Annotated in this window: 16 protein-coding genes; 14 read left to right on the top strand and 2 right to left on the bottom strand. The window is 64.7% G+C overall.

The window, feature by feature from the left end; genetic code table 11:
- Positions 1-118: 118 nt before the first annotated feature.
- Positions 119-859 carry an aquaporin Z gene (gene aqpZ / locus OKW37_RS03730; protein WP_429408005.1) on the bottom strand — a complete coding sequence of 247 codons (741 nt, stop codon included), beginning with the start codon at positions 857-859 and terminating at the stop codon, positions 119-121.
- A gap of 287 nt (positions 860-1,146) precedes the next feature.
- Between aqpZ and OKW37_RS03725 the strand changes: the two genes are divergently transcribed.
- A complete protein-coding gene (locus OKW37_RS03725; RefSeq protein ID WP_013090908.1) occupies positions 1,147-1,449 on the top strand; it encodes an H-NS family nucleoid-associated regulatory protein in 303 nt (100 codons plus the stop codon).
- A 299-nt stretch (positions 1,450-1,748) separates the two neighbouring features.
- Here the strand turns inward: OKW37_RS03725 and OKW37_RS03720 are convergent, their stop codons facing one another.
- Positions 1,749-2,813: a glycosyltransferase family 4 protein gene (locus tag OKW37_RS03720; RefSeq protein ID WP_090802471.1), complete on the bottom strand. Its 1,065-nt coding sequence runs from the start codon at positions 2,811-2,813 to the stop codon at positions 1,749-1,751.
- A 797-nt stretch (positions 2,814-3,610) separates the two neighbouring features.
- Between OKW37_RS03720 and flhD the strand changes: the two genes are divergently transcribed.
- The 13 genes from flhD (at position 3,611) to cheZ (ending at position 16,189) form a co-directional block, all read left to right on the top strand.
- The gene (gene flhD / locus OKW37_RS03715) at positions 3,611-3,931 is read left to right on the top strand and encodes a flagellar transcriptional regulator FlhD (RefSeq protein ID WP_090802472.1); all 321 of its coding nucleotides are present in this window, start codon (positions 3,611-3,613) and stop codon (positions 3,929-3,931) included.
- Positions 3,931-4,581, top strand: coding sequence for a flagellar transcriptional regulator FlhC (gene flhC / locus OKW37_RS03710; RefSeq protein ID WP_184065986.1), 651 nt, complete (start codon positions 3,931-3,933; stop codon positions 4,579-4,581). The genes flhD and flhC overlap by 1 nt, the downstream gene beginning before the upstream one ends.
- 136 nt (positions 4,582-4,717) lie before the next feature.
- Positions 4,718-5,578 carry a flagellar motor stator protein MotA gene (motA, locus tag OKW37_RS03705; protein WP_090802475.1) on the top strand — a complete coding sequence of 287 codons (861 nt, stop codon included), beginning with the start codon at positions 4,718-4,720 and terminating at the stop codon, positions 5,576-5,578.
- 22 nt (positions 5,579-5,600) lie between these two features.
- Entirely contained in the window at positions 5,601-6,611 is a 1,011-nt protein-coding gene (gene motB, locus OKW37_RS03700) for a flagellar motor protein MotB (RefSeq protein ID WP_090802477.1), read from the top strand.
- A gap of 83 nt (positions 6,612-6,694) precedes the next feature.
- Positions 6,695-7,072 (top strand): response regulator, encoded by a 378-nt coding sequence (locus OKW37_RS03695; RefSeq protein ID WP_018418789.1) that lies wholly within the window; start codon positions 6,695-6,697, stop codon positions 7,070-7,072.
- Between the two features lie 96 nt (positions 7,073-7,168).
- Positions 7,169-9,538 carry a chemotaxis protein CheA gene (gene cheA / locus OKW37_RS03690; protein ID WP_184065983.1) on the top strand — a complete coding sequence of 790 codons (2,370 nt, stop codon included), beginning with the start codon at positions 7,169-7,171 and terminating at the stop codon, positions 9,536-9,538.
- Positions 9,539-9,616: 78 nt separating this feature from the next.
- Entirely contained in the window at positions 9,617-10,150 is a 534-nt protein-coding gene (locus OKW37_RS03685; protein ID WP_090802480.1) for a chemotaxis protein CheW, read from the top strand.
- A gap of 39 nt (positions 10,151-10,189) precedes the next feature.
- The gene (locus OKW37_RS03680; RefSeq protein ID WP_429408007.1) at positions 10,190-12,046 is read left to right on the top strand and encodes a methyl-accepting chemotaxis protein; all 1,857 of its coding nucleotides are present in this window, start codon (positions 10,190-10,192) and stop codon (positions 12,044-12,046) included.
- A 204-nt stretch (positions 12,047-12,250) separates the two neighbouring features.
- Complete coding sequence (locus tag OKW37_RS03675) at positions 12,251-13,210, top strand: CheR family methyltransferase (RefSeq protein ID WP_429408009.1); 960 nt, start codon at positions 12,251-12,253, stop codon at positions 13,208-13,210.
- Positions 13,207-13,926 (top strand): chemoreceptor glutamine deamidase CheD, encoded by a 720-nt coding sequence (cheD, locus tag OKW37_RS03670; protein WP_018418784.1) that lies wholly within the window; start codon positions 13,207-13,209, stop codon positions 13,924-13,926. The genes OKW37_RS03675 and cheD overlap by 4 nt, the downstream gene beginning before the upstream one ends.
- Positions 13,927-13,931: 5 nt before the next feature.
- On the top strand, positions 13,932-15,020 hold the full coding sequence (locus OKW37_RS03665; protein WP_184066053.1) for a protein-glutamate methylesterase/protein-glutamine glutaminase: 1,089 nt from the start codon (positions 13,932-13,934) through the stop codon (positions 15,018-15,020).
- Between the two features lie 61 nt (positions 15,021-15,081).
- On the top strand, positions 15,082-15,477 hold the full coding sequence (cheY, locus tag OKW37_RS03660; protein WP_018418782.1) for a chemotaxis response regulator CheY: 396 nt from the start codon (positions 15,082-15,084) through the stop codon (positions 15,475-15,477).
- Between the two features lies 1 nt (position 15,478).
- Positions 15,479-16,189, top strand: a complete 711-nt coding sequence (cheZ, locus tag OKW37_RS03655) for a protein phosphatase CheZ (protein WP_429408011.1) — start codon at positions 15,479-15,481, stop codon at positions 16,187-16,189.
- Positions 16,190-16,333 lie beyond the last annotated feature (144 nt).

Raw genomic sequence — 16,333 nt, 5'->3', positions numbered from 1 at the left:
GGCACGCGGCCGGCGCGGCATTCATATCGCATTGGCGAGCGCAATGAATAATGGGCGCCGAGGCGCCCATTCATGCCGGCTACGCGACGATCGCGAGACCGGGGCGTCGAACTGGCCGTCAGTCGAGCGCCAGCTTGCGCGCATCGCTGCTGCGATCCTCAGCGATCAGCGGATAGACGACACCCGCGATCACCGCACCGATGATCGGCGCAACCCAGAACAGCCACAGCTGATCGATCGCCACGCCGCCGACGAATAGCGCCGGGCCCGTCGAGCGCGCCGGATTGACCGACGTGTTGGTGACAGGAATCGAGACCAGATGGATCAGCGTCAGGCACAGGCCGATCGCGATGGGCGCGAAGCCGGCCGGCGCGCGGCGGTCGGTCGCGCCGAGAATCACGAACAGGAAGAAGCCAGTCATTACCACTTCGCAAATGAAGGCAGCGGCGAGCGAGTAGTGACCCGGCGATTGCTCGCCGTAACCGTTCGTCGCGAAGCCGCTCGCGACGAGGTCGAAGCCAGGCTTGCCCGACGCGATCAGCGACAGCACGAATGCGCCGAGCACCGCGCCGACCACCTGCGCGACGACATAGGGCAGAAGATCGCGCACCGGAAATCGGCCGGCGACGGCCAGTCCGACGCTCACCGCCGGATTCAGGTGGCAGCGCGAAATGTGGCCGATCGCAAAAGCCATCGTCAGCACGGTCAGGCCGAAGGCCAGCGACACGCCGACGAAGCCGATGCCCAATCCGTGAACCGGCCCGGCGAAGTTGGCGGCGAGGACCGCGCTGCCGCAGCCTCCGAGCACGAGCCAGAAGGTGCCGAGCAATTCGGCAACGAGGCGCTTTGACAACTGCATGTTTGGTGATCCTAAAAAGAATGGGTACTTCAGAAGCACGCATCGAAAAGGGCGAGTACGTACCTTGAGCGCGCAATTCTAGGCAGACAGCGCCAAATCGAGTGTCAAAGATTGTCAATCCGCACAGAATTTATAAACTATTACGAGATAAAGCGCAGGTTTTACAATTCACACTCTTTAATAATTATCAGAGGAAAATTCGCTAAACCGGTATTAGTCGCCATTGCGAATTTTTATAATTGCAGCTAGTCTGCGGTCGAATGAGTTCTAGAAAAGGGGAGAACCGAATGTCTCAATATGCAGACCTCAAGGCGCAGATTGCCAAATTGCAGGCACAGGCAGAAGAAGCGCGACGCACGGAAATCGACAATGTCGTCGCCGACATCCGCCAAAAGATCGCCGAATACGGTCTGACCGCGCAGGATCTCGGTTTCGCGGTCGCCGCCAAGCGCGGCCGCCCGCCCAAGAAGACGCCGCTGCCGGCGAAATATCAGGACCCGAAGTCGGGCAATACATGGAGCGGGCGCGGCAAGCCGCCCAAATGGATCGTCGGCAAGAATCGCGAGCGATTTCTGATTGGCTCGGCGTGACGCCCGCCCGACCTGATGTGAGACGGGGTGAAGGCGGTCTGAAGGTTTCTTTGCTGTTTGGCTTATTCGCCGCGCGCAAATCCACCGTGGAAGCGCAACCATCCCTGTATTAAAAAAGCCGCCCATACAGGGCGGCTTTTTCGCGTCCGGCAGCCAAAAGACTTCGTTTTTCGCTCGCGCAAACGATTCCGATGCCGGACTCGCCGCTATTGCGGCGTTATAAGCGAAGGTTCACAGCGCCGCTTCAATGCGGGCCGAAAACGGCCAGCCGTAAAAGCGCCGGCCGTTTTCAGGCGCGCCTAGCCGACCGCGACCTGGCGCAATACCGGGCGCCGCGACGTTTCAATCAAGGCGGAATAGCCGTCGATATAGTTCTGCGCCATCGTTTTCGAACTGAAGCGGCGTTCGAACTGGGCGCGGATTTCGATGCGCGACAGCTCGTCGAGACGCTGCAGAGCCGCTACCGCGCCTTGCACGTCCTCGACGATATAGCCGGTCACGCCGTGGTCGATCACCTCAGGCACGGAGCCGCGGTTGAACGCGATAACCGGCGTGCCGCAGGCCATCGACTCGATCATCACGAGGCCGAACGGCTCGGACCAGTCGATCGGGAACAGCAGCGCCTTCGCGCCCGACAGAAACTCGGGTTTCTGCGCCTCGTTGATCTCGCCGACGAACTCGACATGCGCCATCGACAGCAGCGGCTCGATCTCGCGCTTGAAGTACTCCATGTCGACCTTGTCCACCTTGGCGGCGATCTTCAGCGGCAGACCGCTTTGCGCGGCGATCCTGATAGCTGTATCGACGCGTTTTTCCGGGCAGATGCGGCCGAGGAACGCTAGATATTCGGGCTTCTTGTGCGGCTGCGGCGTCAGCAACTGGTCCGGCAGACCGTGATAGATCGTGTTGAGCCAGTTGGCCTGCTGCAGCGGCAGACGCTGCGAATCCGAAATCGACACGACCGGCACATGCGAGAACGCGTCGAACACCGGCTGTAATTCCGGCAGGTCGAGACGACCGTGCAGCGTGGTCACGAACGGCGTGTCCATCGTCGTGAACAGGGGGAACGGCAGGTAGTCGAGATGGAAGTGCAGCACGTCGAACTCGTGCGCGATCTTGCGGACCTTTTCCATCATCAGCACGTGCGGCGCCAATGCATCGCGAATCGTCGGATCGAGGCGCAGCGCGCGCGGCCAGCACGCCTCGAGATTGGCGGACGTGACCGAGTCGCCGCTCGCGAACAGCGTGACGTCATGGCCGAGCTCGACCAGCGCTTCGGTCAGATACGACACGACACGTTCGGTGCCGCCATAGAGTTTCGGTGGGACAGCTTCGTAGAGCGGCGCGACTTGTGCGATTCGCATGCGTTTTCTCCTGTGTCGATCAAAGTTAGCGCTGTGGCGCCGACCCGGATCCCATGCGGATTTTTGATACTTACCGGGGCTTCGCACCACGGCTGAATGGCGCGTGGTACGTCTGCCTAACCGGACGGTTGGGCGCGGTTTGCCCCGCCCGAGGGGGCTCCGAAATAGCTATCGGGTAATCCCTTAGCCTTCATTATCGGGATCGACCGCGGTAATTCGAGTTATTTTTCAAACGCTTAATGTTGTTACAGCGCGAAACATCGACCGTTACAGCTGCCGCGCAAGGTCGAGCCGCCAACAGTCCCCATCATCGGGAAGCGTAATTCCACCGACTCAATCAAGCTCGACAGGCGAAATGCACCGTAGCAAGCGGCGGACCCGAGGGTCGGATGAGCCGGAAAAGATCTCTAACCGAGCCAGATTGCAGCCGGCTGAAAACGTCTTATAATTCTTTTCCACCGATTTACGGTGCGGCGGTGAAGTTCTGAAAACTCACCATCCGGTACACGCCGCAGCCGTATAAATTCCCAGCACGCATCGTCAGTCCCGCCCCGCGCATCAATTCGGCCCAATTCGTGCCTCGCCGCAACCCGGGTTGTAGGAATAATTCCTACACAAATGACGGATTAATCCGTCACCCAGCTGGGGTGTCTCTCCGATTTTCGGCTGTGCCCCCTTTCGAGACAATGCTTGCAAGACCAGAGACGAGCGGATTCGCGCGGATTCAGCGCGCGCGTTCGAGCAAACGTTTCCGCAAAAATCGGCCTGACCAGCCGGGCATACGAACGGGGGAAATCATGAGCACGACTAGCCATATGCTCAGTGAGATCAGGGAAGTCAATCTTTCCTATCTGCTGCTCGCCCAGCGTCTGCTGCGCGAAGACAAGCCGATGGGCATGTTCCGCATGGGTATTTCGGACCAGCTGGCCGACGTGCTCGCCAATCTGTCGTTGGCGCAGACCGTCAAGCTCGCGGCGTCCAACCAGATGCTGTGCCGCTTCCGCTTCGACGATCACGCGGTGCTGTCCGCCCTTGCGGACAAGGACAAGTCCAGCGCGATGGCGCAGGCTCATTCGGCGATCCTGATGGCGAGCCAGCCGGTCGAGCAGATCGGCTGATGGCCAGTAAGAGCGTCTTACTCGAAGTCCGGGAAATCACCCTCGCGATCGAGCTGATCGAACTGGGCGCGCGTCTGCAATTGCTGGAGGCGGAAACCAGCCTGTCGCGCGACCGGCTCGTCAAGCTGTACAAGGAATTGAAAGGGGTGTCGCCGCCCAAGGGCATGCTGCCGTTTTCGACCGACTGGTTCATGACCTGGCAGCCGAACTTTCATTCGTCGCTGTTCTACAACATCTACCGTTTCATGGCCGGTCACGGCGGCTGCCGCGCGATCGAATCGATCGTGAAGAGCTACCGGCTGTATCTCGAGCACGTGCAGTTGCACGACGACGAGCCGGTGCTCAGTCTCACGCGCGCCTGGACGCTGGTGCGCTTCTTCGACTCGGGCATGCTGCAGATGAGCGCCTGCCGCCGCTGCGGCGGCCACTTCGTCGCGCACGCGCACGATCCGCAGCACGGGTTCGTTTGCGGGCTGTGTCAGCCGCCGTCGCGCGCGGGCAAGACGAAGAAGGCGGCGCAAACGCGGGCCGAGCGGCAAATCGCCGTCGCCGGAGTCCCGGCCGAGGTGCCGCAAGTGACCGACGCGCGAGCTCACGAGGCCCGCTGCCCCGCCCCCACGCTCGATACCCTCGTCACCGCCGAAGTCTGAGCAGCACGCGTTGAGGCAGCGCAAGCCTCTGGTTTACACCGGACTCGAGCGCCGTCTTTTTCCCCAAAGTTTTCCGCCTCGGTGCCGTAAACCTGACTAACGACGGTAACCGTCGCCTTTTTGTGAGGGCTCGGCAGTGCTGATTTTCGTGGGAACACTCGTGACGCTGTTGTCCGTTTTCGGCGGTTACGCGCTCGAAGGCGGCCATCTCGGCGCGCTGCTGCAACCCGTCGAGGTGCTGATGATCGTCGGCGCCGGAGTCGGCGCATTCATTCTCGGTAACGGGATGAAGACGATCCGGGCGACCCTGCGCGTCATTCCGACCCTGTTCAAGGGCGCGAAGTACAACAAGGACGTCTACATGGAGCTGATGGGGCTCCTGTACGTGCTGCTCGCGAAAGCGCGCAAGGAAGGCACGCTGACGCTCGAAGCCGACATCGACGATCCGTCGAAGAGCCCGATCTTCACGCAGTACCCGAAGATCCTCGCCGACAAGCACATCATCGAGTTCCTGACCGACTACCTGCGGCTGATGGTCGGCGGCAACATGAATGCATTCGAGATCGAAAGCCTGATGGACGAGGAGATCGAGACGCACCACCAGGAAGGCGAGGCGCCCGCGCACGCGCTGACCAAGGTCGGCGACGCGATGCCGGCGTTCGGTATCGTCGCCGCGGTGATGGGCGTCGTGCACACGATGGCCTCGGCCGACAAGCCGCCCGCGGTGCTCGGTGAAATGATCGCGCAGGCGCTCGTCGGCACGTTCCTCGGCATTCTGCTTTCGTACGGGCTGATCGGGCCGCTCGCCAGCGTCGCCGAGCAGCGCGTGACCGAGTCGACCAAGATGTTCCAGTGCATCAAGGTGACGATCCTCGCGAGCCTGAACGGCTACGCGCCGGCGATCGCGGTCGAGTTCGGCCGCAAGGTGCTGTTCTCGACCGAGCGCCCGTCGTTCGCCGAGCTCGAAGAGCACGTGCGCCGCGTCAAGGCGAAATAAGCAGGCGACGGGAACCGAACCGATGAGCAGCAAGGACAAAGACCGCGCAATCGTCGTCAAGCGCAGCGCGCCGAAAAAGTCCGGTCATCACGGCGGCGCGTGGAAGCTCGCGTACGCGGACTTCATGACCGCGATGATGGCGTTCTTCCTGCTGATGTGGCTGCTGAGTTCGGCCTCCACCGTGCAGCTGAAAGGTATCGCCGACTACTTCAACCAGCCGTTGAAGATCACGCTGTGGGGCGGCGATCGCAGCGCCGAAGACTCGAGCATCCTGAAGGGCGGCGGTCGCGACATCTCGACCGACGCGCAGGGCGTGACCCGCTCGACCGACGGCAGCAGCAGCCGCGCCGAGCGCACCGCGTCGCACAACGACGACGACTCCGTGAAGCAGCTGACGGGCGCGCTCGAACGCCAGGAACAGGTGCGCCTGCACGACCTGCAGGTCAAGCTGATGGCCGCGATCGAGGCGAACCCGGTGCTGCGCCAGTTCAAGCAGCAGATCCGCATCGACTCGACGCTGACCGGCCTGCGCATCGAGATCGTCGACTCGCAGAAGCGGCCGATGTTCGCGACCGCACGCGACGTCGTCGAGCCGTACATGCGCGACATCCTGCGCGAGATCGGCCACACGCTGAACGACGTGCCGAACCGCATCATCGTGCAGGGCCATACCGACGCCGTGCCGTACGCGGGCGGTGAGAAGGGCTATAGCAACTGGGAGCTGTCGGCCGACCGCGCCAACGCATCGCGGCGCGAGCTGGTCGCGGGCGGCATGGACGAAGCGAAGGTAATGCGCGTGCTCGGTCTCGCGTCGACGCAGAACCTGAACAAGGCGGACCCGCTCGATCCGGAGAACCGTCGCATCAGCATCATCGTGTTGAACAGGAAGTCCGAGGAGGCGCTCGATCACGACGACTCCACGACGACGACCCTGTCGGACGACGCAGCCGGCTCGAAGCCGCTGCTGCAAAGACTTGCGCAGCCGGTGACGGCTGCACCGAAGTTGCCGGCGGCGGCGCCACCGGCCCAGTAACAGACCGCGGCCGCCGGGCCGCGGCCCGCGCCCGACCGGCGCGCACCGCCCGGCGGCCCAGTGTTAAGCGCAGCGAGGTTTTCATGATCAGGCACATCCTGGCAATCGACGATTCGGCATCGATGCGGCAGATCCTCGCCGCGACGCTGACGGGCGCCGGCTATGAAGTCACGCTCGCGGCGGACGGCAACGAAGGGCTCGAAAACGCGCTCGCGATGGCGTTCGATCTCGTGTTGACCGACCAGCACATGCCCGGCAAGACCGGTCTCGATCTGATCACCGCGCTGCGCGGAAATCCAGCCTATCAGGCGACGCCCATCCTCGTCCTCACGACGGAATCGGGCGAACCCTTCAAAGAGGCGGCGCGCGCGGCGGGCGCGACCGGCTGGATCGAAAAGCCGCTCGACCCGGACATGCTGACCGAGCTGGTGGCGGCGCTGGCCGAACCGGACCCGGCTTGATCCGCGTCATCAACACCTTTAGACACAGTACAGATAGCTCTCGACGCGCCTCTACGGCGACTCAAGCCAGACAGGCACTCTCGCGGTGAACCAGGCATGACACTCGACATCACACAGTTCTATCAGACGTTCTTCGACGAAGCGGACGAACTGCTCGCGCAGATGGAGCAATTGCTGCTCAATCTCGACGTGGCCCACCCGGACCCCGAAGACCTCGCGGCGATCTTTCGCGCCGCGCATTCGATCAAGGGCGGCGCGGCAACGTTCGGTTTCACCGCGCTCACCGAGACCACGCACATTCTCGAGTCGCTGCTCGATCGCGCGCGCAACAACGAGCTGGTGCTGCGCAAGGACATGATCGACACGTTCCTCGAAACCAAGGACGTGCTGTCCGGCCAGCTCGCCGACTATCGCGCGAGCGCCGAGCCCGATGCGGCGGTGGCGCGCGCGATCTGCGCGAAGCTGGAGCAGCTGCACGCGGAAAGCCGCATGGGCGGCGCGCCGGCAGCGGCGGCGAGCGCCGAAACCGCGCCGGCCGTGAGCGCCCCCGCGCCTGCAGCAGCGCAGGCGACGGCAACCCAAACAACAACACAAGCAACCGCGGTACAGCAGCAAGGCGGCACCCCGCCCGAGCACGTCGTCGAACAGGCGGTGCAGGCGGCGGGCGAATGGATCGACGGCGAACCGGCACAGACCGGACAAGCCGCGGGCACGGCCGACAGCGCCGGCCCACATCTGAAAATTACGCTACGGGGCGTGGGAGAGAAAGACCAGGAGCTGCTCACCGAAGAGCTGGGCAACCTGGGCAACATCGTCGGGCAGGTCAAGAGCGGCAGCGATCTGACGCTGTGGCTCTTGAGCGACGTATCTTCCGACGACATCATCGCCGTGTGCTGCTTCGTGATCGACGAAAGTCAGATCACGATCGGCCGTGGCACCGCGCCGGCGGACGACGCGCAGCAGGGCGAACCTGGAACGCCCGACGCTGCCGTTCCGACACCGGCGCAATCTGCGCAATCCGCGCAGGTCGCGCCCGCCGCTCCCGCGGCGCAAGCGCAGGCGCAGCCGGTCCTTCACACCGAGCCCGCAGCATCGTCGACCCCGGCGGCCCTCACCGCTGCGCCCGCAAGCGCACCCGGTCAGGCGGACAGCATCGAGCCGCCGCCTGCGGCACCCGCGGCGGCTCAGGCGGCGGCCAAACCGGCTTCGGCTGCGTCCGCCGATCAGGACCGCAAGGCGCCCCGTCCGGCCGCCGCGGCGGCCGGCGCCGAAGGCAGCTCGATTCGCGTCGGCGTCGAGAAGGTCGATCAGCTGATCAATCTGGTCGGCGAGCTGGTGATCACGCAGGCGATGCTCGCGGAGACCACCAGCACGTTCGATCCGGCGCTGCACGACCGGCTCTTCAACGGCATGGCGCAACTCGAGCGCAACGCGCGCGATCTGCAGGAAGCGGTGATGTCGATCCGCATGATGCCGATGGATTACGTGTTCAGCCGCTTCCCGCGTCTGGTGCGCGATCTCGCGGCGAAACTCGGCAAGGAGGTCGAACTCGTCACCTTCGGTCAGGCGACCGAACTCGACAAGAGCCTTATCGAACGGATCATCGACCCGTTGACGCACCTCGTGCGCAACAGTCTCGACCACGGCATCGAGACCGTCGAGGCGCGGCGCGCGGCGGGCAAGGATTCGACCGGTCAGCTGGTGCTGTCGGCGGCGCACCACGGCGGCAACATCGTCATCGAGGTCAGCGACGACGGCGCGGGCCTGCGCCGCGACAAGATCCTCGCGAAGGCGGCCAAGCAGGGCATGCAGGTCAGCGACACGATGAGCGACGAGGAAGTCTGGAACCTGATCTTCCTGCCGGGCTTCTCGACCGCCGAGCAGGTCACCGACGTGTCCGGCCGCGGCGTCGGCATGGACGTGGTGAAGCGCAACATCCAGTCGATGGGCGGTCACGTCGAGATCACGTCGCACGCGGGCAAGGGCAGCACCACGCGGATCGTGCTGCCGCTCACGCTCGCGATCCTCGACGGCATGTCGGTGAAGGTCGGCAACGAGATCTTCATCCTGCCGCTGAACTTCGTGATGGAGTCGCTGCAACCGCGAGCCGAAGACATTTACACGGTCGCCAACGGCGAGCGCGTGGTGCGCGTGCGCGGCGAATACCTGCCGCTCGTCGCGCTGCACGAGGTGTTCAACGTGTCGGATGCGAAGCAGGAGCCGACCCAGGGCATCGTCACGATCATGCAGACCGAGGGACGGCGCTTCGCGATGCTGATCGATGAACTCGTCGGCCAGCAGCAGGTGGTCGTGAAGAATCTGGAAACGAACTACCGCAAGGTGCACGGCATTTCCGCGGCGACCATTCTGGGCGACGGCAGCGTCGCGCTGATCGTGGACGTCGCGGCGCTGAACCGCGAATCGCGTCATGCGCATGGGCATGCGCAGGCGATGAGCCTCGCCTAACGCACGCAGCAAACGCGGCACTGACAGACATCGCAACACAACTTCAACTCAATTCATCCCAACCGTTTGGGGGCTAACGTGGCAGAAGTCCAATCCATCAATTCGAGCGTCGCAAACGCGAGCGGTACGAATGGCCGCCGCGACGCGCAGGCGGACGCCGGCGGTCAGGAATTCCTCGTCTTCACGCTCGGCGCGGAAGAGTACGGCATCGACATCCTGAAGGTGCAGGAAATCCGCGGCTACGACAACGTGACGCGCATCGCCAATGCGCCCGAGTTCATCAAGGGCGTGATCAACCTGCGCGGCATCATCGTGCCGATCGTCGACATGCGGATCAAGTTCCATCTCGGCCGCGTCGAGTACGACCATCAGACCGTCGTGATCATCCTGAACGTCGCGCATCGCGTGGTCGGCATGGTCGTGGACGGCGTGTCGGACGTGCTGACGCTCGCGGTCGATCAGATCATGCCGGCACCGGAATTCGGCGCGACGCTGACGACCGAATACCTGACCGGTCTCGGCACGGTCGACGGCCGCATGCTGATCCTGATGGACATCGAGAAGCTGATGACCAGCTCCGAGATGTCGCTGACCGAAACGCTCGGCGTCTGAGCGCAGGCAGTAACGGAACCCGGCACAAGGAGCATCAAAATGCTGAGCAGGTGGTCGATCCGCACGTCGCTGACGATGGTGGGGATTCTTCTGGCGGCGCTGACCGTAGTAGTCGGCGCGCTCGGGCTGACCGCGCTGAATCGCGCGAGCGGCTCGCTCGATCGCATCGCACGCGGCGAACTGGTCGCGATTCATGCGCTCGACGATGCGTCGGCGTATCTGTTGCGTTCGCGCATCGCGATCGATCGCTTCAACACGCTGACGGCCGCCGGTAACGCGGACGAGGCGAAGAAGGCGCTCGATCGCGCGCAGGAGCTGCTCGGCAAGAGCAAGCAGAGCTGGCAGGCGTATCTCGACGCGCCGAAGCACCGCGTCGAGCAGGCCTTGCTCGACGATGTGCTCGCGAAGCATACGACGGTGATGCACGACGGCGTCGACGTCGAATTCGCCGCGTTGAACGCGAACAATCTCGACGCGTATCACGCGGTCGCGGACACGAAGATCAGCCCGATGTTCATCGCCTACGACGCGGCCGCCGCCGCGGTGATCCAGGCGTTGCGGCAGAGCGTGGCCGATCAGGAAACGAGCGCGCAGTCGAGCGCGTCGCTGATGATCATGCTGATCGGCGTGACCACGGTGTTCGCGCTGCTGGTGGTGGTCGGCATCCGTTTCGCGCTGCGCGGGCTCATCGTGCAGCCGCTGAACGACGCGACCGCCTGTTTCGAGCGGATCGCTGGGGGCGACCTGTCCACCCCCGTCGAGGTGTTCAGCAACAATGAAATCGGCCGCCTGTTCGCGGGCATCAAGCGGATGCAGGAAAGCCTCGCAACGATGGTGCGCGCGGTCCGCAGCGGCACCGAATCGATCGACACCGGCGCGCGCGAAATCGCGATGGGCAACACCGATCTGTCGCAGCGCACCGAGCAGCAAGCGGCGTCGCTGCAGGAAACCGCATCGAGCATGGATCAGTTGACCGGCACCGTGCGGCAGAACACCGAGAACGCGCGCCAGGCGAGCCAGCTCGCCGTCAACGCGTCGGACATCGCGACGCGCGGCGGCGACGTGGTGAGCCAGGTCGTCACGACGATGCAGCAAATCGCGACCAGTTCGAACAAGGTCGTCGACATCATCGGCGTGATCGAGGGCATCGCGTTCCAGACCAACATCCTCGCGCTGAACGCGGCGGTCGAAGCCGCGCGCGCCGGCGAACAGGGCCGCGGATTCGCGGTCGTCGCGGGCGAAGTGCGCAGCCTCGCGCAGCGCAGCGCGAGCGCCGCCAAGGAAATCAAGGAGCTGATCGGCGATTCGGCCGACAAGGTCAGGAGCGGCTCCGAGCTGGTCGGCCGCGCGGGCACGACGATGGACGAAATCGTGCAGGCGGTGCGTCGCGTGACCGACATCATGGGCGAGATCAGCGCGGCGTCGGAAGAGCAGTCGGGCGGCATCGAGCAGGTCAACCGCGCGGTCGTGCAGATGGATTCGGTCACGCAGCAGAACGCGGCGCTGGTCGAGCAGGCGGCGGCCGCGGCGGCGTCGCTCGAAGATCAGACGCGGCAGTTGCAGGCGGTGCTGGGTGGCTGGAAGGTAACCGGCACACCGGCGCGTCAGAGCGCTCCGGCGACGCGTGCGCAGACGCCCGCGCGGCTCGCCAGGGCTGCACCGCAAGCGGCGAGCGCGGCGACTCCGGTGAACCCGGTGGGCGCGAGCAAGGAATCGAAGGCAACCGCGGCGAGCGCGGCGCCCCCCACTCAGCACGACGCGGCCGCACGCGTCGAACCGACATTGAAGCCCCGGCCGGCCGCAGCCGCGGCTCGCGTCACGACCGACACGCCCACGCGCGCCGCTCCGCCGGGCACGGCGAAGGCGAGCTCGGACGCGGACTGGGAAACATTTTAGGCAACGGCAGAGTGACATGTGGTCAACCGGCATCGCGCCCGCGGATGGGCGAAGCATCGAAGCACGCGCAGCACGCGTGTCGCGAGCCGGCCATATGTCGATGGTACTCGCGGGAGGGCGCGACCCCGCGACGACAATTCCTACCTCCCAGGCAGTCCGGCTGGGCGGCGAGCGTGATGGCTCATATCGCAGACAGGAATTTTGATGATGGCAACGCGCGCAACACAACGCCCCGCGCGGGCAGCACCTGACGGCACAGAGCCGGCCAGGTCCGTCGAGACGGGCCGCGATTTCGAATTTACGGCGGCCGATTTCGCCCGCATCCGCGAGCTGATTCATCGCGGGGCGGGCATCTCGCTGTCGGACCACAAGCGCGACATGGCGTATAGCCGCCTCGCGCGCCGCTTGCGGGCGCGCGGCATCGATACGTTCCGGCAGTATCTCGATCTGCTCGAAGCGGAAAACGATCCGGCCGAGTGGGAAGCGTTCACCAATGCCCTGACCACCAACCTCACGGCGTTTTTCCGCGAAGCCCATCACTTTCCGATCCTCGCCGAGTTCGTGCCGCGCCGTGCGCAACCGGTGTCCGTGTGGTGCTCGGCGGCATCGACGGGCGAGGAGCCGTACTCGATCGCGATGACGCTGATCGAAGCGCTCGGCGACGGCGCGCGCCAGGCGTCGGTGCTCGCGACCGACATCGACACCCAGGTGCTCGCGAAGGCCGAGGCCGGCGTCTACCAGTTCGACCAGGTCAAGCACCTGTCGCCCGAGCGGTTGAAGCGCTTCTTCCTGAAGGGCACGGGCGCGCATGCGGGGATGGTCAAGGTGCGTCCCGAAGTGCGCGCGCTCGTGCGCTTCGAGCAACTGAACCTGACCAATCGCGATTACCAGTTGCGCACGCAGTTCGACGCGATCTTCTGCCGCAACGTGATGATCTATTTCGACAAGCCGACGCAGGCGCAGGTGCTGTCGCGCTTCGAGCCGCTGATGAAACCGGGCGGCCTGTTGTTCGCCGGCCATTCGGAAAACTTCACGTACGTGACGCAAGCGTTCCGGCTGCGCGGCCAGACCGTCTACGAACTGACGCGTGACGCGGGCGGCGCGCGCGCGCCGTCGCGCGCCAACGCGCATGACGCGCATCAATCGAGCGGGGTGGCCGCATGAGCAGCACGCTGCCGATCGCTTCGAACCTGTACTACGACAACCACTTCCAGCGCCCCGGCGTGAAGCTGTTGCCCAACGAGTTCTATACGACGAGCGAAGACATGGTGCTCGTGACCGTGCTCGGCTCGTGCGTCGCGGCCTGCATCCAGGACCGCACCGCGGGCATCGGCGGCATGAATCACTTCATGCTGCCCGACGACGGCGCCGACGTCGCGCAGGCCGCGTCGGACTCGATGCGCTACGGCGCGTACGCGATGGAAGTGCTGATCAACGAACTGATCAAGGCGGGCGGGCGGCGCGAGCGCTTCGAGGCCAAGGTGTTCGGCGGCGGCGCGGTGCTCGCGGGCATGACCACGATGAACATCGGCGATCGCAACTCCGAGTTCGTGCGCCGCTATCTGGCCACCGAAAAGATCCGCATCGTCGCCGAGGACCTGCAGGGCTCGCACCCGCGCAAGGTCGCGTTCATGCCGCGCACCGGTCAGGTGATGGTGAAGAAATTGCGCTTGCAACAGGAAGCGGGCGTCGCCGAGCGCGAGCAGGCGCTCGTGCGGCAAAGCGCCGAAGCACGCGCGGAGCGGCTCGCCGCCGCGCGCAAGCGGGTCGAGCTGTTCGCGAAGCCGGCCGCCGCCGCCGCGCGGCCGAGAATCGAACTGTTCGGCGCGAGCCCGCGCCCGACTCATTCCAACAACGCCAGAACCACAGAGGAGGCGTGAGCGCTGTGCAAAAGATCAAGGTATTGTGCGTCGACGATTCGGCGCTGATCCGCAGCCTGATGACCGAAATCATCAATAGCCAGCCGGACATGACGGTGGTGGCGACGGCACCCGATCCGCTCGTCGCGCGCGAGCTCATCAAGCAGCACAACCCGGACGTGTTGACGCTCGACGTCGAAATGCCGCGCATGGACGGCCTCGACTTTCTCGAGAAGCTGATGCGTCTGCGGCCGATGCCGGTCGTGATGGTGTCGTCGCTGACCGAGCGCGGCAACGAAATCACGCTGCGCGCGCTCGAACTCGGCGCGGTCGATTTCGTGACCAAGCCGAAGGTCGGCATTCGCGACGGCATGCTCGACTACGCGGAAAAGCTCGCCGACAAGGTTCGCGCGGCAGCCCGCGCGCGCGTACGCCAGGCGGCGCCGGCGCAGCATGCGGCCACCCAGACCGCGCAGGCGCCGGCCGGCGCCGCGCCGCTCTTCAACAACCCGCTGCTGAGTACCGAGAAGCTGGTTATCGTCGGCGCCTCGACGGGCGGCACCGAAGCGATCCGCGAAGTGCTGGTGCCGCTGCCGCCCGACGCGCCCGCGGTGCTGATCGCGCAGCACATGCCGCCGGGCTTTACGAAATCTTTCGCGCAACGCCTCAATGGTTTGTGCCGGATTACCGTTAAAGAAGCAGAGCACGGCGAGCGTGTGCTGCCGGGGCACGCGTACATCGCGCCGGGCCATGCGCATCTGTTGCTCGCGAGGAGCGGTGCGAACTATATTGCGCATCTGTCCGACGACCCGCCGGTGAACCGGCATCGTCCGTCGGTCGATGTGCTGTTCCGTTCGGCCGCGCAGCATGCGGGCAAGAACGCCGTTGGCGTGATCCTGACCGGCATGGGGCGCGACGGCGCGGCCGGGCTGCTGGAGATGAAAAAGGCCGGTGCCTACACGCTGGCGCAGGACGAGGCGAGTTGCATCGTGTTCGGCATGCCGCGCGAGGCGATCGCGCTCGGCGCGGCCGACGAAATCGCCGCGCTGCCGGACATGAGCCGGCGCGTGATGGCGCGTTTGTCGTCGATGGGTGACCGCGTTCAGCGGGTATGATGCGTGCCGGATGGAATGACGCGGCCGAGCGCCGCAACATGGATCAAGCAAAGGGAAAGAAATGGACAAGGGAATGAAGATTCTGGTGGTTGACGATTTTCCGACGATGCGCCGGATCGTCCGCAACCTGCTGAAGGAACTGGGCTACTCGAACGTCGACGAGGCGGAAGACGGCGCGGCCGGTCTCGCGCGTCTGCGCAGCGGCAGCTACGAGTTCGTGATCTCCGACTGGAACATGCCGAACCTCGACGGTCTCGCGATGCTGAAGGAAATCCGCGCCGACGCGAGCCTCGCGCATCTGCCGGTGTTGATGGTGACGGCCGAGTCGAAGAAGGAAAACATCATCGCGGCGGCGCAGGCCGGCGCGAGCGGTTACGTCGTCAAGCCGTTCACGGCCGCGACGCTCGACGAGAAGCTCAACAAGATCCTCGAGAAAATGGCGAAAGCCGGGAGCTGACGTGACGCCGCCGACCCAAACGCCTGGCGCCGAAGCTGGGAACGACAGCGGCGACTTCGCGTCGGACCGCATCCTTGCCCGCATCGGACAACTGACGCGCACGCTGCGCGATTCGATGCGCGAACTCGGGCTCGACAAGCACGTCGAGCGCGCGGCCGAAGCCGTGCCCGATGCGCGCGATCGTCTGAAGTACATCGCCACCATGACCGAGCAGGCCGCCGAGCGCGTGCTGTCGGCGATCGACGTCGCGAAGCCGATCCAGGAGCAGTTGCAGCAGGACGCCGGCGCGCTCGACGCGCGCTGGGAGCAGTGGTACGCCGCGCCGATCGAGCGCGAGGAAGTGCGCGCGCTGATGAACGACACGCGCAGCTTTCTGCGCGGCGTGCCCGAGGCGACCGGCGCGACCAACTCGCAGCTGATGGAGATCATGCTCGCGCAGGACTTCCAGGACCTGACCGGCCAGGTGATCAAGAAGATCACCGACGTCGTCTATCTGATCGAGCAGCAATTGCTCGGCGTGCTGGTCGAGAACATCGCACTCGAGCGGCGCGAGCAGTTCGCGGCGAACGCCGCGGCTCTCAAGGCGGAGGTGTCGTCGACGGGCAGCCCGGAGCATCTGCTCAACGGTCCGCAGATCAATCCGGAAGGCAAGACGGATGTGGTGCAGGATCAATCGCAGGTCGACGATCTGCTCGCGAGCCTCGGTTTCTGAGCAAGTGTCTCGGCCCGGCAAGCGCGCCGGGCTGGTGGTTTCTCCGCGATTTGCGCCAAACACGCATTCAATGAGTACCGGCTACCCATCTTCCGTACGTTTTGCTGCTAGTAATAGTCGGCAAGTCGCGCGCGTGGGCGCGCC

It is taken from the genome of Paraburkholderia sp. MM5482-R2, assembly GCF_050436125.1.
GTDB lineage: Bacteria > Pseudomonadota > Gammaproteobacteria > Burkholderiales > Burkholderiaceae > Paraburkholderia > Paraburkholderia tuberum.
The sequence above is the reverse complement of the archived record's forward strand: the minus strand, read 5'-3'. Positions and strand labels throughout refer to the sequence as shown.